The 20126-nt window shown below is 72.4% G+C and carries 21 protein-coding genes and 1 riboswitch; of the genes, 12 read left to right on the top strand and 9 right to left on the bottom strand.

Going from position 1 to position 20126, the window contains the following annotated elements; all coding sequences use genetic code 11:
• The first annotated feature begins 116 nt into the window (after nt 1-116).
• The 4 genes from ACIGXJ_RS01690 to ACIGXJ_RS01705 all read left to right on the top strand — a co-directional run bounded on the left by ACIGXJ_RS01690 (nt 117) and on the right by ACIGXJ_RS01705 (nt 5755).
• A complete protein-coding gene (locus ACIGXJ_RS01690; RefSeq protein ID WP_399640142.1) occupies nt 117-1058 on the top strand; it encodes an ATP-binding cassette domain-containing protein in 942 nt (313 codons plus the stop codon).
• Nucleotides 1030-3162, top strand: coding sequence for a YhgE/Pip family protein (locus ACIGXJ_RS01695; RefSeq protein WP_399640145.1), 2133 nt, complete (start codon nt 1030-1032; stop codon nt 3160-3162). Before ACIGXJ_RS01690 ends, ACIGXJ_RS01695 begins: the two co-directional genes overlap by 29 nt.
• A 23-nt stretch (nt 3163-3185) precedes the next feature.
• On the top strand, nt 3186-3815 hold the full coding sequence (locus tag ACIGXJ_RS01700) for a TetR/AcrR family transcriptional regulator (protein ID WP_399640148.1): 630 nt from the start codon (nt 3186-3188) through the stop codon (nt 3813-3815).
• Nucleotides 3816-4246: 431 nt separating this feature from the next.
• Nucleotides 4247-5755, top strand: a complete 1509-nt coding sequence (locus tag ACIGXJ_RS01705) for a phytoene desaturase family protein (protein WP_399640151.1) — start codon at nt 4247-4249, stop codon at nt 5753-5755.
• A gap of 10 nt (nt 5756-5765) precedes the next feature.
• Here ACIGXJ_RS01705 and ACIGXJ_RS01710 read toward each other — a convergent pair whose 3' ends face one another.
• The 6 genes from ACIGXJ_RS01710 to ACIGXJ_RS01735 form a co-directional block, all read right to left on the bottom strand.
• Entirely contained in the window at nt 5766-6719 is a 954-nt protein-coding gene (locus ACIGXJ_RS01710) for a hypothetical protein (protein WP_399640154.1), read from the bottom strand.
• Between the two features lie 56 nt (nt 6720-6775).
• On the bottom strand, nt 6776-7699 hold the full coding sequence (metF, locus tag ACIGXJ_RS01715) for a methylenetetrahydrofolate reductase [NAD(P)H] (RefSeq protein ID WP_399640157.1): 924 nt from the start codon (nt 7697-7699) through the stop codon (nt 6776-6778).
• A 227-nt stretch (nt 7700-7926) separates the two neighbouring features.
• A complete protein-coding gene (gene thiE, locus ACIGXJ_RS01720; RefSeq protein WP_399640161.1) occupies nt 7927-8574 on the bottom strand; it encodes a thiamine phosphate synthase in 648 nt (215 codons plus the stop codon).
• A 77-nt stretch (nt 8575-8651) separates the two neighbouring features.
• Complete coding sequence (locus ACIGXJ_RS01725; RefSeq protein WP_399640164.1) at nt 8652-9017, bottom strand: Rv2175c family DNA-binding protein; 366 nt, start codon at nt 9015-9017, stop codon at nt 8652-8654.
• 134 nt (nt 9018-9151) lie between these two features.
• The gene (locus tag ACIGXJ_RS01730) at nt 9152-10402 is read right to left on the bottom strand and encodes an NAD(P)/FAD-dependent oxidoreductase (RefSeq protein ID WP_399640167.1); all 1251 of its coding nucleotides are present in this window, start codon (nt 10400-10402) and stop codon (nt 9152-9154) included.
• Between the two features lie 32 nt (nt 10403-10434).
• Nucleotides 10435-10806: a hypothetical protein gene (locus ACIGXJ_RS01735; protein ID WP_399640169.1), complete on the bottom strand. Its 372-nt coding sequence runs from the start codon at nt 10804-10806 to the stop codon at nt 10435-10437.
• A 54-nt stretch (nt 10807-10860) separates the two neighbouring features.
• Nucleotides 10861-10972: riboswitch (TPP riboswitch) on the top strand.
• Here ACIGXJ_RS01735 and thiO point away from each other — a divergent pair.
• The 6 genes from thiO (at nt 10970) to ACIGXJ_RS01765 (ending at nt 16890) form a co-directional block, all read left to right on the top strand.
• Entirely contained in the window at nt 10970-12127 is a 1158-nt protein-coding gene (gene thiO, locus ACIGXJ_RS01740; RefSeq protein ID WP_399640172.1) for a glycine oxidase ThiO, read from the top strand. It overlaps the preceding riboswitch by 3 nt.
• Complete coding sequence (gene thiS, locus ACIGXJ_RS01745) at nt 12124-12336, top strand: sulfur carrier protein ThiS (protein WP_399640176.1); 213 nt, start codon at nt 12124-12126, stop codon at nt 12334-12336. Before thiO ends, thiS begins: the two co-directional genes overlap by 4 nt.
• Before the next feature lie 3 nt (nt 12337-12339).
• Nucleotides 12340-13134: a thiazole synthase gene (locus ACIGXJ_RS01750; protein ID WP_399640179.1), complete on the top strand. Its 795-nt coding sequence runs from the start codon at nt 12340-12342 to the stop codon at nt 13132-13134.
• Between the two features lie 173 nt (nt 13135-13307).
• Entirely contained in the window at nt 13308-15221 is a 1914-nt protein-coding gene (pknB, locus tag ACIGXJ_RS01755; RefSeq protein WP_399640182.1) for a Stk1 family PASTA domain-containing Ser/Thr kinase, read from the top strand.
• Between the two features lie 62 nt (nt 15222-15283).
• Nucleotides 15284-16168 carry a deoxyribonuclease IV gene (locus ACIGXJ_RS01760; RefSeq protein WP_399640185.1) on the top strand — a complete coding sequence of 295 codons (885 nt, stop codon included), beginning with the start codon at nt 15284-15286 and terminating at the stop codon, nt 16166-16168.
• 95 nt (nt 16169-16263) lie between these two features.
• Nucleotides 16264-16890 (top strand): DUF4396 domain-containing protein, encoded by a 627-nt coding sequence (locus tag ACIGXJ_RS01765; protein WP_399640188.1) that lies wholly within the window; start codon nt 16264-16266, stop codon nt 16888-16890.
• Between the two features lie 31 nt (nt 16891-16921).
• Here the strand turns inward: ACIGXJ_RS01765 and ACIGXJ_RS01770 are convergent, their stop codons facing one another.
• Entirely contained in the window at nt 16922-17554 is a 633-nt protein-coding gene (locus ACIGXJ_RS01770) for a sulfite oxidase-like oxidoreductase (protein WP_399640191.1), read from the bottom strand.
• Nucleotides 17555-17729: 175 nt separating this feature from the next.
• Between ACIGXJ_RS01770 and bfr the strand changes: the two genes are divergently transcribed.
• A complete protein-coding gene (gene bfr, locus ACIGXJ_RS01775; RefSeq protein WP_399640194.1) occupies nt 17730-18206 on the top strand; it encodes a bacterioferritin in 477 nt (158 codons plus the stop codon).
• A gap of 24 nt (nt 18207-18230) precedes the next feature.
• Here the strand turns inward: bfr and ACIGXJ_RS01780 are convergent, their stop codons facing one another.
• Together ACIGXJ_RS01780 and ACIGXJ_RS01785 are read right to left on the bottom strand one after the other, a co-directional pair.
• On the bottom strand, nt 18231-18455 hold the full coding sequence (locus tag ACIGXJ_RS01780) for a bacterioferritin-associated ferredoxin (protein WP_399640196.1): 225 nt from the start codon (nt 18453-18455) through the stop codon (nt 18231-18233).
• A 153-nt stretch (nt 18456-18608) separates the two neighbouring features.
• Nucleotides 18609-19961 carry a class II 3-deoxy-7-phosphoheptulonate synthase gene (locus tag ACIGXJ_RS01785; RefSeq protein ID WP_399640199.1) on the bottom strand — a complete coding sequence of 451 codons (1353 nt, stop codon included), beginning with the start codon at nt 19959-19961 and terminating at the stop codon, nt 18609-18611.
• 96 nt (nt 19962-20057) lie between these two features.
• Between ACIGXJ_RS01785 and ACIGXJ_RS01790 the strand changes: the two genes are divergently transcribed.
• Entirely contained in the window at nt 20058-20114 is a 57-nt protein-coding gene (locus ACIGXJ_RS01790) for a trp operon leader peptide (protein WP_399642122.1), read from the top strand.
• The last annotated feature ends 12 nt before the right edge of the window (nt 20115-20126 follow it).

Consider the following 20126-nt stretch of genomic DNA (forward strand, 5'->3'; position numbering starts at 1 on the left):
GTTCTGACCTGGGCTTTTGCTTTGATCGAAGGTTCGGGCTAGTTTTTAAACTGACCAGTCAGTTCAAAAACGGCGGCCCGGGGCGCACGGCAACCGGGCGCGGCGAGGGGAAGGGCATGGGGGAAGCGAAGGCGGCCACCACGGGAGGCGGGACGTCGGACGCGGGCGGCGGCACGGGGCTCGCCGTCGTCGCCCGGGACTTCGGCCTCCGAGGCCCCCGCGGATGGGCGTTCCGCGGGGTCGGCGTCGACGCGCCGCCCGGTGCGCTGATCGCGGTCCAGGGACCGTCCGGCTCGGGCCGCACCTGTCTGCTGCTCGCGCTGACGGGCCGGATGAAGCCCACGGAGGGCACCGCCGCCGTCGGCGGCCTGGACCTGCCGAAGCGGATGGCGGCCGTGCGCCGGATCAGCGCCCTCGCGCACGTCCCCGGGGTCACCGACCTGGACCCCGCGCTGACCGTCGGCGAGCACCTGCACGAGCGGGCGCTGCTGCAGCGCCGCTTCACCGGTTCCGTACGGGCCCTGCTGCGGCCGCGCCGGGAGCGCGTCACCGAGCGGAAGCTGAGCATCGACAGGGCGCTGGCCCGCGCCGGGCTCGACCTCGCGGCCCTGCCCAAGGGCTCCCGCACCGCCGTACGCGATCTGGAACGGCTGGAGGCGCTGCGCCTGTCGCTCGCCCTGGCGCTGCTCGGCCGGCCGCGGCTGCTGGGCGTCGACGACACCGACCTGAAGCTGTCGGACGCCGAGCGGGCCGAGGTGTGGTCGCTGCTCGGCTCGCTGGCCGCGTCCGGCACGACCGTGCTGGCCGTGTGCAGCGAGGCCCCCGAGGGGGCGGTGGTCGTGTCCACCGGGACGGCTCCGGGGGGCGCCCCGGCGGACACGGCCACCGACGACGGGGTCACCTCGGACGCGAAGACCGACGCGAAGGCCGATACGGCGAGCGAGGCGAGGGCAGACGCGAAGGCCCACGACGACGGCCACGACGGCCACGACGGCCACGACCGCCCCGACGACGCGAAGGAGGCGGCCGATGCGCTCGCCGAAACTGGCCGCTCTTGAGCTGCGGCGCTTCGGCCGCGGCAAGCTGCCGCGCGCGGCGCTCGTCGCGCTTCTGCTGCTGCCGCTGCTCTACGGCGCGCTGTACCTGTGGTCGTTCTGGGACCCGTACGGCCGCCTCGACCGCATCCCGGTGGCGTTGGTGAACGACGACAAGGGCGCGGTCGCGGACGGAAAGAAGATCCGCGCGGGTGACGACATCACCGAGGGGCTGCGCGAGAGCGAGGTCTTCGACTGGAAGGAGGTGAGCGCCGAGGAGGCACGCGCGGGCGTGGAGAACGGCAGGTACTACCTGTCGCTGACCATGCCGGCCGACTTCAGCGAGCGCGTCGCCTCCAGTGCGGGCGACTCCCCGGAGACCGGCGCCCTCCAGGTGCACACCAACGACGCGAACAACTACATCGTCGGGCAGATCTCCCGGACGGTGTTCAGCGAGGTGCGCACGGCGGCGTCCACGAAGACCTCGCGGTCGTTCCTGGACAAGATCTTCATCTCGTTCTCCGACATCCACGGCGCGACCGAGAAGGCCGCGGGCGGCGCCGACCGGCTCAAGGGCGGCATCGGGAAGGCGGAGAAGGGCTCCAAGGCACTCGCCGACGGCCTGAAGGAGGCCAAGAGCGGCAGCGGTTCGCTGTCCAAGGGCGTCAAGAAGCTCGACACGGGCGCGGGCGACCTGGAGGACGGCTCCGCGAAGGTCGCCGACGGCACCCGGGCGCTGGCCGACAAGGTGAACGGCTTCGCGGACGAGGTGGGCCCCTTCCTGAGGAAGAACGAGAAGACCATCGGGGAGACGGCCCAGTTCGTCGCGGACGCCGCGGGGGCCGTACGGGACAACCTGGACGACATGGTGGAGCGCGCGCCCGCCGCCGCGCGGGACGCCCGGGACGCCTCCGACCGGCTGGCCGGCGTCTACCACGCGCGCTGCGAGAGCCCCACGGCCGCGCCCTCCCCCTCCGGCCCCCTCGACGACGTCCTGCCCACGGCCGGGCCGGATCCGGCCTGTCCGGATCTGAAGCTGGCGAAGGAGGCGGCCGCCGAGGTCACCGCGGTCGCCGGGGATCTGGAGACCCTGGCCGCCGACCAGGACGGCACGCTGAAGGAGCTCGACCGGCACCTGGCGACCCTGCAGAAGCAGGCGCAGGCGCTCGCCGACCGGGCCCCGCACCTGTCGGAGGACCTGGACGACGCCGTCAGCAAGGTCAACAAGCTGAACGCGGGTGCCGCCAAGGTCGCCGCAGGCGCCAAGAAGCTGCACTCCGGGCTCGGCACCGCCAGCACCGGCGCGGTGGACCTGGACGAGGGCGTCGGCAAGCTGAAGTCGGGCGCGACCGACCTCAACGGCGGCCTGTTCAAGCTGGTCGACGGGTCGGGGAAGCTCGCGGACGGCCTGCACGACGGCGCCGCGCGCATCCCCGACTACGACGAGGACGAGCGCCACGCGCGTACCGCCGTGATGGCCGACCCCGTGCAGCTCGCCGACCAGGCTCTGCACAAGGCGCCCAACTACGGCACCGGATTCGCGCCCTACTTCATCCCGCTGTCGCTGTGGGTCGGCGCGATGGTCGCCTACATGCTGATCACGCCGCTCAACCGGCGGGCCCTGGCGGCGGGCGCCTCGGCGTGGCGGATCGCGCTGGCGGGCTGGCTGCCGGTCGTCGCGATCGGGGTGCTGCAGACGGCCGCCCTGATGGCGGTGCTGCGCTGGGGGGTCGGCCTGCAGCCGGTGCGGGCGGCCGGGACGGTGGCGTTCCTGTGCCTGGTCGCGGCCTGCTTCGCGGCGATCGTGCAGTGGCTCAACGCCCGCTTCGGCGCGGCCGGCCGCATCCTGGTCCTCGCCGTGCTGATGCTCCAGCTGACCTCGGCGGGGGGCACCTACCCGGTGCAGACCAGCCCGGGCTTCTTCAACGCGATCCACCCGTACCTGCCCATGAGCTACGTCGTCCAGGCGCTGCGGCGCCTCGTCACCGGCGGCGGGCTCGGCCCGGTGTGGCAGGCGTGTGCCGTGCTGGCGGCCTTCACGCTGGGGGCGCTCGCGCTGACCGCCCTGTCGGCTCGGCGCAGGCAGGTGTGGACGCTGGACCGGCTGCATCCGGAGCTGAGCCTGTGAGCGGACGCGGGACAATCATGACCATGGAAAGCAGCAGCGCCGCGTCGGGCGCCCGCACCCGCCGCGAGGCCACCCGGCAGAAGCTCTACGAGGCGGCCGTCACCCTGATCGCCGAGCAGGGCTTCTCCGCCACCACCGTGGACGAGATCGCCGAGCGGGCCGGGGTCGCGAAGGGCACCGTCTACTACAACTTCGCGAGCAAGTCCGTGCTCTTCGAGGAGCTGCTGAGGCACGGTGTGGGGCTCCTCACCGCCTCGCTGCGTCAGGCCGCGGAGCACACCGCGCGGGAGGGCGGCGGCGCGGTGGACGCCCTGGACGCGATGATCCGCGCGGGCCTGGTCTTCATCGACCGCTATCCGGCCTTCACCCAGCTGTACGTCGCCGAGCTGTGGCGCACCAACCGGGCCTGGCAGTCCACGCTGATGGTGGTCCGGCAGCAGGCCGTGGCCGTCGTCGAGGGCGTGCTGCGCCAGGGCGTGGCGAACGGCGAGCTGAGCGAGGAGATCGACATCCCGCTGACGGCCGCCGCACTCGTCGGCATGGTGCTGGTGGCCGCCCTGGACTGGCAGGCGTTCCAGCCGGAGCGCTCCCTGGACGACGTGCACGCGGCGCTGTCCCGGCTGCTCCAGGGGCGGGTCAGCGGGCGGGGCTGACCGGGCACCGCCGTACACACAGGAAAGCGCCGGTCCGGGCTGGCCGCGTCCCCCGCGGGCCAGACCTGAACCGGCGCTCCCCCCGTGCTCCCCCGTTCCCCCGTGTTTCCCCCCGTTCCCCCGTGTCTCCCCCGTGTCTCCCCCGTCGGGCCCCCGTCCGGTCGTCCCCCGGGTTCCTCCGGGCCTCGCTCCCGCCGACCGGGCCGGCGGAAGGAGCGGTCCAGGGCGGCGCCGTTCCGCCGCCCCGTGTCGGCGGTGCCGGCGCCCTGCCCTTTTCCGTGCCTCCACTCTCCCGTCCGGACGGGGCGTGCCCCATCCGTGCGCGTACTCATCTCGGCGCCTAGGTACGGGTACTCACGCCTGGGTGCCCGCCCCCGGTGCGGGACGGCCCCGAGGCCGGATTGTCAGCGGTGGCCGATAAAGTCGCAGGCATGGCACGGATTGCGGTGATCGGCGCCGGGATGGGCGCGATGGCGGCCGCCGCCCGGCTGGCCGTCGCGGGCCACCGGGTGGCGGTGTACGAGCGGACGGACACCTACGGCGGAGCGGTGCGCCGCTTCGAGCGGGACGGCTTCCGCTTCGACACCGGGCCGGGTCTGCTGCCCCTGCCCGCCGTGTGGCGCGACCTGTTCATCAAGACCGGCAAGGAGCCCCTGGAGTCCTGCGTCGAGCTGGTCCAGATCGACCCGTCGTCCTGCCATGTCTTCCCGGACGGCACCACCGTGCCCCTGCCGAACGCGTCCCGCGCGGGCGTGGTCGCCGCGCTCGACGAGGCTCTCGGCGCGGGTACGGGCGCCCGCTGGGGCGACTTCCTGGTGCGGGCCCGCGAGGCCTGGGACCGCACGCGCCGGCCTCTGCTGGAGGAGCCGCTGTGGCCCGACTGGGAGGTGCTGGCGGAGCGTGAGCCGTACCCGTCCGTCCCGCACAAGAGGCTGCTGCGCACCCGCCGCGCGGGCACGCTGCGCGAGATCGGCGCCTGGGAGCTGCGCGACGAGCGCCTGGCCGACCTCCTGGAGACCCAGGTCCTCGCCTACGGACTCGATCCCCGGACCGCTCCGGCGAGCGCGGCCGTGCTGCCGTACATGGAGCACGCCTTCGGCACCTGGTACGTGCGCGGTGGCCTGCGGGAGCTGGCCCGCGCGGTGTACGAGCGGTGTGTGCGGCGCAGGGTCGAGTTCGTCTTCGGCGCCGAGGTCACGGGCATCGTGGAGAAGGACGGCCGGGCGGCCGGGGTGGAGCTGGCCGACGGCAGCGTCGCCGAGGCGGACCATGTCGTGGCGGACGTCGACCCGGCGCGGCTGCGCGCCCTGACGGGGCATCCGCTGGACGCGGACGGCGATGTGCGCCCCGGCCCCGCCGCCTCGGCCGCGTCGGGCCGGTTCACCCTCCTGCTGGCCCTGGTGGGCGGGCGCGAGCCGGGCGTGGCGCACCGCACGGTCGTTCACACGCCGGACCGCGAGAGAGAGCTGGACTTCCTCGCGTCCCCCGGTGGCGACGAGCCGCCGCGCCCCACGGTGACCGTGCTGCGTCCCGACGACCCCGCCCTCGTCCCGGACGACGGGCACGAGGCCGTGGTGGTCTCCGCGGTCGTCCCGGCCGACGCCGGGTGGGAGCAGGAGGAAAGGCTGCGGCAGTACGCGGGCCTGCTCCTCGAAGCGGCCGGACCCGCGATACCCGGGCTGCGGGAGCGGGTGCTGTGGCATGAGGTGCGCACCCCGGCGCACACGGCGGCGGAGACAGGGTCCGGTTCCGTGCCCGCACCCGCGCTCGCCGCCGGCGAGGGCCGCTTCCTGCACCCGGCGAACGCCACCCGGCTGCCCGGCCTCTACCGCGTCGGCGGCTGGTCCCACCCCGGCGGCGGCCTGCCCCACGCGGGCATGTCCGGCGCCCTGGTGGCCGGTCTGATCGTGGAGGGGCCGGACTTCCGGGGCTCGCAGTGAGCAGCCCGGCTCAGTAGCGGTACTGCTGCTCGTCGTACCCGGTGCCCTGGGCCTGGCCGTGGCCGTCGCCCTGGTACGGGTACGGCTGCTCCTGCGGAAACTCTCCGTACTGCTCGTCGGTGCGCTGCTGCGGCACCCAGACACCGCCGGCCGGGGTCTGGCCGTAGCCGTCGGTGCCGTACTGGTCCTGACCGTAGGCCTGCTGGCCGAACTGCTGCTGGCCGCCGTAGCCGGTGTCGTAGGACGCTCCGTCGTAGGTCTGGGTGCCGATGTACGGGTCGGAGTAGGCGGCGTACTGCTGCTGGCCGCCGGTGTCGTAGCCGTAGCCCTGCTGGCCGTAGCCGGAGTAGGCGTCGTAGCCGTAGGCCGGGTCGGGGCTCTGGGCGGTGGCCGCGTACTGGTCCTGGGGCTGCGGTGCCTGGGGGTGGCCGCCGGTGTCGCCGTACACGCCGTAGGAGCCGGTGTCCTCGGGGAGGGGCTGGGGCTCGTAGACGGCGGTGGTCTCGGCGGCGGGGTCGTGGGCGCGGGCCGGGGTGAAGACGTCGTCGCGGTCGTAGTCGTCGTCTTGGCCGTAGGCGGAGCCGGGGCGGTCGTAACCGTCCGTGCCGTGGTCGTCGGCGCTCGCGTCGGCCGCCTCCAGGCCGGAGACCTCCAGGGTGGGGTCGCGGCGCTCACCGCGGGCGCGGCGCGAACCGCCTCCGCCGGCGTCCGGCCGCTTGACCGCCCAGCCCGCCGCGAAGCCGCGGCGGAAGGACATCGTGACGTAGACCTGGCCGACCGCGAAGGCACAGGCGCCCAGGCCGATGACGACGACCGAGGAGATCAGCACACCGGCGACGACGCCCAGGAAGCCCGCGAAGGCGAGCAGCCGCCAGCGCAGCCGTGCCTTGTACTGCAGCAGCACCTCGCCCAGCAGCCACAGTGCGACGACGCCGAACGCGATGTAGAGGACCGCCCAGCCCATGTACGCCCCTCTCCCAGTGACCGCTACGCAGTGTGTCGTATACCGGTGCGGCAGGTCTAGGCCTGCGGGGGGTGGTGCAGGCCCAGGTTCTCGTAGATTTCCAGCGTCGCCGTGGAGTTGTTGAGCGTGATGAAGTGCAGTCCGGGGACTCCCTCGGCCAGCAGCCGCGCACAGAACTCGGTGGCGAACTCGATACCGATGGAGCGTACAGCGGCGGGATCGTCTTGTGCTGTGAGGATGCGCTCTTTCAGCTCGGACGGGATGTGGGCGTTGCTGAGCGCGGGCAGCCGTTCCAGCATCCGGACACTGGTGACGGGCATGACCTCCGGGATCACCGGGGTGTCGCAGCCGGCCGCCGCCACCCGGTCGCGCAGCCGCAGATAGGACTCGGGCTGGAAGAACATCTGCGTGATGGCGTAGTCGGCGCCGGCCCGGCACTTGTCGACGAAGTGCTCGACATCGGTGTCCCAGTCGGTGGAGCGCGGGTGCATCTCGGGGAAGGCCGCGACACCGACGCAGAAGTCGCCCGACTCCTTGATGAGCCGGACGAGCTCGGCGGCGTAGGTCAGGCCCTTGGGGTGGGGCACCCAGTCGCCCATGGGGTCGCCGGGCGGGTCGCCGCGCACGGCGAGCATGTTGCGGATGCCGGCGTCGGCGTACTGGCCGATGATGTTGCGCAGTTCGGCGATGGAGTGGTTGACGGCGGTGAGGTGGGCGACCGGTGTGAGGGTCGTGTCCACGACGATCTGCTGGGTCTCCTTGACGGTGCCCGCGCGGGTGGAGCCGCCGGCGCCGTAGGTGACGGAGACGAAGTCCGGGGAGACCGCCTCGACCCGGCGGAGCGCGCTCCACAGGTTCTTCTCGCCCTTGGGGGTCTTCGGCGCCGAGAACTCGAAGGAGTACGTCGTCTTGCCGGTGGCGAGGATGTCACGCACGGTGCGTGCGCGATCAGTCCTGGTGGATGCGGTTCCTAGGGCCATACCCGCAGGTTATCCAGGGGTCGGCGGTCCCCCAACCGAATGACGGAAATTTGCCCGATTTGCCCGGCTACTGTCCAAAGGGTGGACAGCGGGTGCCCGAAATGAGCCGATTGGAGCGGATGAGTGTCTCGCCATGCGGCCGAACGCGTCTCGCCGCTCGGCCGCACCAGCCCCCGCACCGCGGACCCACACGGCTCCGGACGGTCGTACGCGAGCCTCACGCGGTCCTACGCGGACCGCAGGCGCTTGGCGAGCTCGGCCGCGGCGGCTCCCGGGTCGTCGGCCTCGGTGACGGCCCGTACGACCACCACCCGGCGGGCGCCCGCCTCCAGCACCTCGTCGAGGTTGCCGAGGTCGATGCCGCCGATGGCGAACCAGGGCCGGTCGGTGCCGAGCGCGGCGGTGTACCGCACCAGGTCCAGGCCGGGTGCGTACCGGCCGGGCTTGGTGGGGGTGGGCCAGCAGGGGCCGGTGCAGAAGTAGTCCACGCCCTCCTGGACCGCTGCCGCCGCGGCCTCCTCCTCGGCGTGCGTGGAGCGGCCGATCAGGACGTCCTCGCCGAGGATGGCGCGGGCCGCGGGCACCGGCAGGTCGCCCTGGCCGAGGTGCAGGACATCGGCCCCGGCGGCGTGCGCGACGTCCGCGCGGTCGTTCACCGCGAGGAGCTTGCCGTGCCGGGCGCAGGCGTCGGCGAAGACCTTCAGGTGCTCCAGCTCCTCGCCGGCCTCCATGCCCTTGTCGCGCAGCTGCACGATGTCGACGCCGGAGGCGAGGACCGCGTCCAGGAACTCGGGCAGGTCGCCCTGGCGCTTGCGGGCGTCCGTGCAGAGGTAGAGCCGGGCGTCGGCGAGCTGGGCGCGTGCGGTCGCGGGCATACGTGTCCCCCCGTGGTGTCGGTGGCGCACGGGCCGGGGACGTACCCCGGCCCTGTGCCTCCAGAGTGCTGATCAGGTCAGACGGCGAGCGCCTGGGCGCGGCGCTTCACCTCCGTGCCGCGATTCTCGCTGAGCGCCTGCGCGGGGGTGCCGGGCAGGCTGTCGTCGGGGGTGAAGAGCCACTCCAGCATCTCTTCGTCGGTGAAGCCGTCGTCCCGCAGGAGCGTCAGGGTGCCGGTGAGGCCCTTGACGACCTTGTCCCCGTCGATGAAGGCGGCGGGGACGTGCAGTGCGCGGTTCTCACCACGGCGTACGGCGATGAGCTGGCCCTCCTTGACCAGCTGCCGCACGCGGGTCACCTCGACACCGAGCATTTCTGCGATGTCGGGGAGGGTGAGCCAGGCGGGGACGAGAGCATCGATCTTTGCGTCAATCTCGGTCACAGGGACAAGCCTGCCATCCAGCACTGACAGTCGGAAGTCGAGGCCACCCGGGTGGGGGCGTGATCACGTCTGCCGGGCCCTTCGGGCCGATCGCCCGCGCGGCGCAGCCGCACATCGGGACAGCTCCGCGCCCCCTACAGCGCGGCCGCCTTCAGAGGGCGGGCCGGGTCCGCCAGGAGGTCCGGATCCATCCGGGCGCCCGACTCGATCAGCTTCCTGCCCTGCGCCAGGTCCCTCGGGCGGCCGACCGCCAGCAGGGCCACCAGGCGGCCCTCGCGCAGCCAGCACACCGACCAGGCCGGACCCGACGGGTCGCCGCGCCACAGCAGCGTGTCGGCGGAGGTGTGGTGGCCTGCGTACTGCACGAACCGGCCGAACTGCTCGGACCAGAAGTAGGGCACCGGGTCGTAGACGGACGGCGGCTCGTCCGTCGAGGCGCCGATGATGTTGGCGGCGACCGTGCGCGGGCCCTGCAGGGCGTTGTCCCAGTGGTGGACCAGCAGTCGCTCGCCGTAGCGGCCGGAGGGGAAGGAGGCGCAGTCGCCGACCGCGTGGACGTCGGGGGCGGAGGTGTGCAGGTGGGCGTCGGCGACGACCTCGCCGTGGGCGCCCAGCTCGACGCCGGAGCCGGTGAGCCAGGCGGTGGCGGGGCGGGCGCCGATGCCGACGACGACCGCGCCGGCGGGCAGCCGGGTGCCGTCGTCGAGGACGACCTCGCCGGGCTCGACGCGGGCCACACGCGTGTGGGTGCGCAGATCGGCGCCGGCGTCGGCGTACCAGGAGGCCATCGGGGCGGCGACCTCGGCGGGCAGCGCCCCGGCGAGCGGCCGGTCGGCGGCCTCCACGACGGTCACCGCGCAGCCCGCCTCGCGCGCGGCGGTGGCGAACTCGGCGCCGATCCAGCCGGCTCCGACGACCACGATGTCGTGCTGGCGGGCCAGGACGGGCCGCAGCCGCTCGGCGTCGTCCAGGGTGCGCAGCAGATGCACGCCGGGCACGCCCTCGGCGCCGGCCAGATGCACCGGTTCGGCGCCGGTGGCCAGGACCAGGACGTCGTAGGGCACCGGGCCGTGCTCGGTGTCCAGCTCATGGTCGGCCGGGCGCAGGCCGAGGGCCTCGCGGCCGAGGTGCAGCTCGATGTCGAGCGCCTCGAAGTCGACGTCGAAGGCGGAGCCCTCGGCGGTGCCGAGCAGCACGGCCTTGGACAGCGGGGGCCGGTCGTAGGGCTGGTGGGGTTCGGCGCCGATCAGGGTCACGGTGCCCGTGAAGCCCTGTTCGCGCAGGGCGACCGCGGTCTGCACGCCGGCCATGCCCGCGCCCACGACGACGACACGCCGCGGCACGGTCGCTCCCGGCGCTTCCCGTTCCTGCGTCTGCTCGCTCACCTGATCACCATAGACAACTGACAATCCGTCAGTCACCGGCCGTGTCCCGTGACCTCCCCCACCACGTCCGTGACCTCCTCCACCACGCTGGTCCCGCTGCCCGGCCGCGACTCCCACTCCCAGGTCTCCTCCAGGCGGAGCCGCCCGTCGGGCAGCTCCACGACCCGTGACACGCAGTGCCCGGAGGCCGTCGTGCCGTCGAGCCGCAGCTGGACATACCGAAAGTCCAGCCGGTCTCCGTCCCGGGTTCCCACCAGCCGGCCGCGCACCACATCGCCGCCCGCGTACTCGGCCCAGATCCCGCCGTCCTTCTCGTGGTACGTGAACCGGGTGCGGGTGCCCACCTGACCTGGGGCTTGGTCGGCGACCGGGGCGAGGACGAGACCGTCGAGCGAACGGGGCACGGCTGAAGGCTCCCTTACGAGGGTGTGGCGGCTGCGGTTAGGGTGGGGCAAACGTAAAGCACTCGCGGGAGCCCGGACGCACCGGGCTGAGAGGGAGGCTGGCGGCCTCCGACCGTACGAACCTGATCCGGGTCATGCCGGCGAAGGGAGGGGCTGGACGCCCATGTCGCGTACGTCAGACGTCCTCGTGGTCGGGGGCGGCATCATCGGTCTGGTGACGGCGTGGCGGGCCGCGCAACGCGGTCTCGCCACGGCTGTCGTGGACCCGGAACCGGGCGGCGGGGCCGCGCAGGTGGCGGCCGGGATGCTGGCCGCCGTCACCGAACTGCACTACGGCGAGCAGACCCTGCTCGGCCTGAACCTCGCCTCGGCGCGCCGCTACCCGGAGTTCGCCGCCGAGCTGACCGGCCTCACCGGGCACGACCTCGGCTACCGGCAGTGCGGCACCCTCGCCGTCGCGCTGGACGCCGACGACCGCGCGCACCTGCGCGAACTGCACGCGCTCCAGCAGCAGTCGGGCCTGGACTCGCAGTGGCTGTCCGGACGTGAGTGCCGGCGCCTGGAGCCGATGCTGGCGCCGGGCGTGCGCGGCGGGCTGCGGGTGGACGGCGACCACCAGATCGACCCGCGGCGCCTCGCGGCGGCCCTGGTGGCGGCCTGCGCGCAGGCGGGCGTGGTGTTCCACCGCGACTGGGCCGAACAGCTCACCGTCGTACGGGAGCGGGCCGCGGGTGTCGTCACGCGCGCGGGCGCGCTGCTGGGGGCCGGGCAGGTGGTCCTCGCGGCGGGCAGCCTCAGCGGGCGGCTCGCCGGTGTCCCGGACGACGTACTGCCGCCGGTCAGGCCGGTGAAGGGGCAGGTGCTGCGGCTGACCGTGCCGGGGCGGTACGCGCCCTTCCTGCACCGCACCGTCCGCGCGGTGGTGCGCGGCAGCCAGGTCTATCTGGTGCCGCGGGAGAACGGCGAGCTGGTCGTCGGGGCCACCAGCGAGGAACTCGGCTGGGACACCACGGTGACCGCGGGCGGCGTGTACGAGCTGCTGCGCGACGCCCACGAACTGGTCCCCGGCATCACCGAACTGCCGCTGACGGAGACCCGCGCGGGTCTGCGCCCCGGCTCACCCGACAACGCGCCGCTGCTCGGCCCGACCGAGCTGGACGGCCTGCTGCTGGCCACCGGCCACTACCGCAACGGCGTGCTGCTGACGCCGGTCACCGGCGACGCCATGGCCCACGTCCTGACCACCGGTGAACTGCCCGACGAGGCCCGCCCCTTCACGCCCCGGCGCTTCACCACCGCACTCACGGAGCAGCCCGTATGAACCTCTCGGTCACCATCTCGGTCAACGGCGAGCGTCGGCAGATCGAGCCGGGGACGGCTCTCGACACGCTCGTGCGCTCCCTCACCGCGGCGCCCTCCGGAGTGGCCGCCGCGCTCAACGAGACCGTCGTGCCGCGCACGCAGTGGTCCTCCACCGCGCTCGCCGAGGGCGACCGCGTCGAAGTCCTCACCGCCGTACAGGGAGGCTGACCCATGGCCGACGATCCGTTCGTCCTCGGGGGTACGACGTTCAGCTCCCGGCTGATCATGGGGACCGGGGGCGCGCCCAGCCTGGAGGTGCTGGAGCGGGCGCTGGTGGCGTCCGGGACGGAGCTGACGACCGTCGCCATGCGGCGCGTCGACCCCTCGGTGCACGGCTCGGTGCTGTCCGTGCTGGACAGGCTCGGCATCCGCGTCCTGCCCAACACGGCCGGCTGTTTCACCGCCGGGGAGGCCGTGCTGACGGCCCGGCTGGCCCGCGAGGCGCTCGGCACCGACCTGGTCAAGCTGGAGGTCATCGCCGACGAGCGCACCCTGCTGCCGGACCCGATCGAGCTGCTGGACGCGGCCGAGACGCTGGTGGAGGACGGCTTCACCGTCCTGCCGTACACCAACGACGACCCCGTCCTCGCCCGGAAGCTGGAGGACGCGGGCTGCGCGGCGGTCATGCCGCTGGGGTCGCCGATCGGCTCGGGCCTCGGCATCCGCAACCCGCACAACTTCCAGCTGATCTGCGAGCAGGCGCGGGTGCCGGTGATCCTGGACGCGGGTGCCGGTACGGCGTCCGACGCGGCGCTCGCGATGGAGCTGGGCTGCGCCGGTGTGATGCTCGCCTCGGCGGTGACGCGGGCGCAGGAGCCGGTGCTGATGGCCTCCGCGATGAGGAGCGCCGTGGAGGCGGGCCGGCTGGCCTTCCGGGCCGGGCGGATCCCGAAGCGGCACTTTGCCGAGGCGTCGTCCCCGGTGGACGGGCTGGCACGGCTGGACCCGGAGCGGCCGGCCTTCTGAGGGTCCGCTCGCCGGCGCGGGGGTTGCCGCCCGCCCCGGCCGACCGCCCACGGCGGTGGCCACGACGGTGGCGGACCGTCCGGTCGTCGGGTGCGTCACAGGTCGGCTGCAGTCCCTGCCCGATCCGGTCGGAAGAGGCAGGGCTGTCGGTCCCGGCTCGTACACTCACCTGCGTGGACACGACCCTTCAGGACCCTCTGGTCGGGCAGGTGCTCGACGGGCGTTATCGCGTCGAGGCGCGGATCGCGGTCGGCGGGATGGCCACGGTCTACCGGGCCGTGGACACCCGTCTGGACCGCGTGCTCGCGCTGAAGGTGATGCACCAGGCGCTGGCCGTCGACGGGGCCTTCGTCGAGCGGTTCATCCGCGAGGCGAAGTCCGTGGCCCGCCTCGCGCACCCGAACGTGGTGCAGGTCTTCGACCAGGGCGCGGACGGGTCGTACGTGTATCTGGCGATGGAGTACATCGCCGGCTGCACCCTGCGGGACGTGCTGCGCGAGCGCGGGGCGCTGCAGCCGCGGGCCGCGCTGGACATCCTGGAGCCGGTGCTGGCCGCGCTGGGCGCCGCCCACCGGGCCGGGTTCGTGCACCGCGACATGAAGCCGGAGAACGTCCTCATAGGGGACGACGGCCGGGTGAAGGTCGCCGACTTCGGGCTGGTGCGCTCGGTGGACACGGTGACCAGCACCTCCGGCTCGGTCCTCGGCACGGCCGCCTATCTCGCCCCCGAGCAGATCGAGCGGGGCGCCGCCGACCCGCGCGTCGACGTGTACGCGTGCGGGGTGATGCTGTTCGAGATGCTCACCGGCGGCAAGCCGCACTTCGGGGACTCCCCCGCGCAGATCCTCTACAAGCACGTCCACGACGACGTCCCGCCGCCCTCGGCCTCGGTGCCGGGCCTGGCGTACGCGCTGGACGAACTGGTCGCCTCGGCGACCGCGCGCACCCCGGAGATCCGGCCGTACGACGCCGTGGCGCTGCTCGCCCAGGTCCGCGAGGCGCGCGCCGGGCTGTCCGAGGCGGAGCTGGACGCGGTGCCGCCGCGGGCGATCGCGGCGGAGCACGACAACGCGGAGGACCGGACGAGCGTGATCCCGCGCTCGCTGACCGTGCCCCGGCCGCTGCCGGTGAACGACGACGAGGACCGGCACACCAGCCGGCTGGCCTCCCCGCCTCCGCTGCCGCCGCGCCGCCGGTCGCTGCCGCGGCGGGGGGTGCTGTCGATCGTGGCGGCCGTGCTGCTGGTGCTCGGCGTCGGTGCGGGCGTCTGGTACATCAACTCCGGCCAGTTCACCAAGGTGCCGCTGGTGCTGGAGAAGACCGAGGAGCAGGCCCGCGACCGGCTGTCCGACGCCGGTCTGGAGGTCGGCGGGGTCGAGCGGGCGTACAGCGACACCGTCAAGCGCGGCCTGGTGATGGGCACCGACCCGGAGCCGGGCGCCCGCATCCGGGCCAACGACTCGGTGACCCTCACCATCTCCCGGGGCCCGGAGGTCGTGCGGGTGCCGGCGCTGCGGGGCGAGCCGCTGGACGAGGCGAGACGGGCCCTGAAGGACGAGGGCCTGGAGCCGGGCATGGTCACGCGCGAGTTCAGCGACGAGGTGCCCAGGGGCGCGGTGCTGCGCACCGATCCGGAGGGCGGTGTGGAGCGCCGCGCGGGCTCCGCCGTGGCCCTGGTGGTCAGCAAGGGCAGCCCGGTGGACATCCCGGACGTCGTCGGGGACGACCTCGCGGACGCCCGCGCGGAGCTGCTGGAGGCGGGCCTGAAGGTCGAGGTCGCGTCGGCGCAGATCAACTCCGACATCGACAAGGGCAAGGTCGCCCTGCAGTCGCCGGACTCCGGCGGCGAGGCCGCCGAGGGCGACACGGTGACGCTGACCCTGTCCAAGGGCCCGGTGATGGTCGAGGTGCCGGACGTGGTCGGCGACAGCGTGGACGACGCCCGGGACAAGCTGGAGGACGCCGGCTTCGAGGTCGACGAGGACCGCGGTCTCCTCGGTCTCTTCGGCGACACCGTGAAGAGCCAGTCCGTGGAGGGCGGCGAGACCGCCCCCAAGGGCTCGACGATCACCATCGAGATCCGCTGAGCGGCGGGAGGGGGCGGGCACCGGCGGGCAGGGCACGACGTACGGCATGACACCCTGAACGGGTGAGTGTCGAACACCCCCTCCCCGGCCCGTCCCGCAACCCCGTCGGCAGCCATGTGCCCGTCGCCGGGGGCCTGAGCCGCGTAGGACTGACGTACGCCCGTGATCTGAAGGCCGAGACCGTGCAGGTCTTCGTGGCCAACCCGCGCGGGTGGGCGACCCCGGCCGGGAACCCGCGCGAGGACGAGGCGTTCCGGGCGGCGTGCGCGGCCGAGTCGATCCCGGCGTACGTGCACGCGCCGTACCTGATCAACTTCGGGTCCCACACCGAGGCGACCGTCGAGAGGTCGGTGGAGTCGCTGCGGCACTCGCTCAGGCGGGGCCGGGAGATCGGCGCGCTCGGCGTGGTCGTGCACACCGGCAGCGCGACCGGCGGCCGGGACCGGGCGGTGGCGCTGAAGCAGGTGCGGGAGCACATGCTGCCGCTGCTGGACGAGCTGACCCATGACGACGACCCGTACCTGCTGCTGGAGTCGACCGCCGGGCAGGGCTCCTCGCTGTGCTCGCGGACCTGGGACTTCGGGCCGTACTTCGAGGCGCTGGACGCCCATCCGAAGCTGGGTGTGTGCCTGGACACCTGCCACATCTTCGCCGCAGGTCACGATCTGACCGGGCCGAGCGGCACGCACCGGACGCTGGACCTGCTGGTGGACACCGTCGGCGAGGGCCGGCTGAAGCTGATCCACGCCAACGACTCCCAGGACGTGGCCGGCGCGCACAAGGACCGGCACGCGAACATCGGCGCCGGTCACATCGGGGAGGACCCGTTCCGGGAACTCATGACCCACCCGGCGACGGCGGGCGTACCGTTGATCATCGAGACTCCCGGCGGCAAAGAGGGGCACGCGGGAGACGTGGAGCGGCTGAAGAAACTCCGGGACGGATAGATCCACTCTCCACAAAGCCCTGGCGGGAATACCCCCGGGGGGTATACGGTTCCTGTAGAGCGCGCAGGAACCGTTGTCCGGCTTTGGGGGCAGAGATGCAGCACGACGCACACGCGGCGCACACGCGGCACGACAATCACGAAGGTCACGGGGCGCACGAGGGGCACGCGGGCCACCACGGCGAGCTCCACCAGCACGAGGGCCACGCGGCCCACGAAGGCCACCACGAGGGTCACCACGCCGGCCACACCGCTCATCAGGGGCACGCCCATCACACCGGCGGCGGCGCCAGCTGGGCGATGGCCGCGCAGGCCACCCTGCACTGCCTCACCGGCTGCGCCATCGGCGAGGTGCTCGGCATGATCATCGGCACCGCGCTGGGCTGGGGCAACATGCCCACGATGATCCTGGCGATCGTGCTGGCCTTCTTCTTCGGCTACTCGCTCACCCTGCGCGGTGTCCTCAAGGCGGGCCTCGACCTCAAGGCCGCGATCCGGGTCGCGCTGGCCGCCGACACCCTCTCGATCGCCGTGATGGAGCTGATCGACAACGGCGTGATCGCCCTGTGGCCGGGCGCGATGGACGCCCACCTCGACGACGCGAAGTTCTGGTGGGTGCTGGCCATCGCCCTCGTGGCCGCCTTCATCCTCACCACTCCGGTCAACAAGTGGATGATCGGCCGCGGCAAGGGCCACGCGGTGGTGCACCAGTACCACCACTGACCCCGGCGGGAGCGGCGGACGGGATCAGGACTCAGAGCTCGGGGCCTTCCCCGGGCTCTTCCTGGTAGGAGTAGCGCTGTTCCTTCCAGGGGTCACCGATGTTGTGGTAGCCGCGCTCCTCCCAGAAGCCGCGGCGGTCGGCGGTCATGTACTCCACGCCCCGCACCCACTTCGGGCCCTTCCAGGCGTACAGGTGGGGGACGATCAGGCGCAGCGGGAAGCCGTGCTCGGCGGTGAGCAGTTCGCCGTCCTTGTGGGTGGCGAAGAGGGTGCGCTCGGAGGCGAAGTCGGAGAGGCGCAGATTCGAGCTGAACCCGTACTCCGCCCACACCATCACATGGGTGACGTCGTCGGCGGGCGGGGCGATCTCCAGGACGGTCCGGGCGGGGATGCCGCCCCATTCCGCGCCGAGCATGCTGAACTTCGTCACGCAGTGCAGGTCGGCCACGACGGTGGTGTACGGCAGGGCCGTGAACTCCTCGTGGCTCCAGCAGTGCTTCTCACCGTCGGCGGTGGCCCCGAAGACCCTGAACTCCCACCGCTCGGGGCGGAACTTGGGCACGGGCCCGTAGTGCGTGACCGGCCAGCCCCGCTGCAGTCGCTGCCCCGGCGGGAGCTCGGTCGGTGCTGCTTCTCCCCATTCGCGCTCCACCGGATGACCCATGGCTCCATCCTGACAGACCCGGCACGGTGCACCCGACCACGTGGGTCCGTATTCGGACAACTGACGCTAAGCATGCACTTACTTACTAAGTACGCACTTACTGGACGATCTTCCTCGGCCGGTGCAATCATGCGGCGCTATCTGCCAGTTCCCCCGTGCGGAAGGAGCCTCTGCGATGCAGGGCGACCCCGAGGTCCTCGAATTCCTCAACGAGCAGCTGACCGGCGAGCTGACGGCGATCAACCAGTACTGGCTGCACTACCGGATCCAGGACAACAAGGGCTGGACCAAGCTCGCCAAGTACACGCGTGAAGAGTCCATCGACGAGATGAAGCACGCGGACAAGATCACCGAGCGCATCCTGATGCTGGACGGTCTGCCGAACTACCAGCGCCTGTTCCATGTGCGGGTCGGCCAGACGATCACGGAGATGTTCCAGGCCGACCGGCAGATCGAGGTGGAGGCGATCGACCGCCTCAAGCGGGGTGTGGAGGTGATGCGCTCCAAGGGCGACATCACGTCGGCCAACCTCTTCGAGTCGATCCTCGAGGACGAGGAGCACCACATCGACTACCTGGACACCCAGCTGGAGCTGATCGACAAGATCGGCGAGGCGCTCTACATCGCGCAGCAGATCGAGCAGCCCAGCTGATCCGGCAGGGGCCGGGAGCGGGACCTAAGCGGCTTCCTCCAGCCCGGCGAGGACCGGCCGGCCCTGGTCGGCGAGCTCGCGGCGGGGGCAGGCGCCCCGGCCGAGGAGGGCCTGGATACGGCGGACGCAGGAACCGCAGTCGGTGCCGGCCTTGCAGGCGGAGGCTATCTGGCGCGGTGTGCAGGCGCCGTTCTCCGCGTGCTGCTTGACCTGCTGCTCGGTGACGCCGAAGCAGGAGCAGACGTACACGCGGTTCACCTCCCGCCGGGATCGAAAGTGCCCTCCCCTTGATCGGTGAGGCAAACCTAACCTTACCCATCCCTCGGGAACCGCAAAAGAGAAGTGGGGCGCGGATCGTATGTGATCCGCGCCCCACTCATGCCGCTGTGCCGGGCAGAGCCGTCACTGGTCCCTGTACATCTCCGCCACGAGGAACGCCAGGTCGAGGGACTGGCTGCGGTTCAGCCGCGGGTCGCAGGCCGTCTCGTAGCGCTGGTGCAGGTCGTCGACGAAGATCTCGTCGCCGCCGCCCACGCACTCGGTGACGTCGTCGCCGGTCAGCTCCACGTGGATGCCGCCCGGGTGGGTACCGAGCGCCTTGTGGACCTCGAAGAAGCCCTTGACCTCGTCGAGCACGTCGTCGAAGCGTCGGGTCTTGTGGCCCGAGGCGGCCTCGAAGGTGTTGCCGTGCATCGGGTCGGTCACCCAGGCGACCGTGGCCCCGGAGGCCGTGACCTTCTCGATCAGCTCGGGGAGCTTGTCGCGGACCTTGTCGGCGCCCATGCGGACGATGAAGGTCAGCCGGCCCGGCTCCCGGTCCGGGTCGAGGCGGTCGATGTACTGCAGCGCCTCCTCGGCCGTCGTCGTCGGGCCGAGCTTGATGCCGATCGGGTTGCGGATCTTCGAGGCGAACTCGATGTGCGCGTGGTCCAGCTGCCGGGTGCGCTCACCGATCCACACCATGTGCGCGGAGACGTCGTACAGCTGACCCGTGCGCGAGTCGACACGGGTGAGCGCCGACTCGTAGTCGAGCAGCAGCGCCTCGTGCGAGGAGTAGAACTCGACGGTCTTGAACTCCTCCGGGTCGGCCCCGCAGGCGTGCATGAAGTTCAGCGCCTGGTCGATCTCGCGGGCGAGCTGCTCGTAGCGCTGCCCGGAGGGGGACGACTTCACGAAGTCCTGGTTCCAGGCGTGCACCTGGCGCAGGTCGGCGTAGCCGCCGGTGGTGAAGGCGCGCACCAGGTTCAGCGTGGAGGCGGACGCGTGGTACATCCGCTTCAGCCGCTCCGGGTCCGGGATGCGGGAGGCCTCGGTGAAGTCGAAGCCGTTCACGGAGTCGCCCCGGTACACCGGGAGGGTGACGCCGTCACGGGTCTCGGTCGGCTTGGAGCGCGGCTTGGAGTACTGGCCGGCGATGCGCCCGACCTTCACCACGGGCACGGAGGCCGCGTAGGTGAGGACGGCGCCCATCTGCAGCAGCGTCTTCAGCTTGTTGCGGATCTGGTCGGCGGACACCGCGTCGAATGCCTCGGCGCAGTCGCCGCCCTGGAGGAGGAACGCCTCTCCCTTGGCGACGGCCGCCATCCGGGCGCGCAGCTGGTCGCACTCGCCCGCGAAGACGAGCGGCGGATACGACTCGAGGTCCGCGATCGCTGCGCGCAGAGCCTCGGCGTCGGGGTACTCGGGCTGCTGCGCCGCGGGCAGGTTTCGCCAGGTGTTGCCAGCGCTCGCGCTGGTCTTAGCGTTCACGGTCACGACCTCAACATTACGGGGTCGTGTCGGGCGTCCTACCCCATGCCCAGCAATTGAGACACGGGGTACACGCCTCGGACATGGGGTAGGGTGCCTGGCATGTTCGCGCACTCGACCCAGAACTGGTGGTGGCCCGCTCATCCGGCGGCCCACTGACTGCGCGTACGC

This window comes from Streptomyces sp. NPDC053367 (assembly GCF_044545925.1).
Classification (GTDB): domain Bacteria; phylum Actinomycetota; class Actinomycetes; order Streptomycetales; family Streptomycetaceae; genus Streptomyces.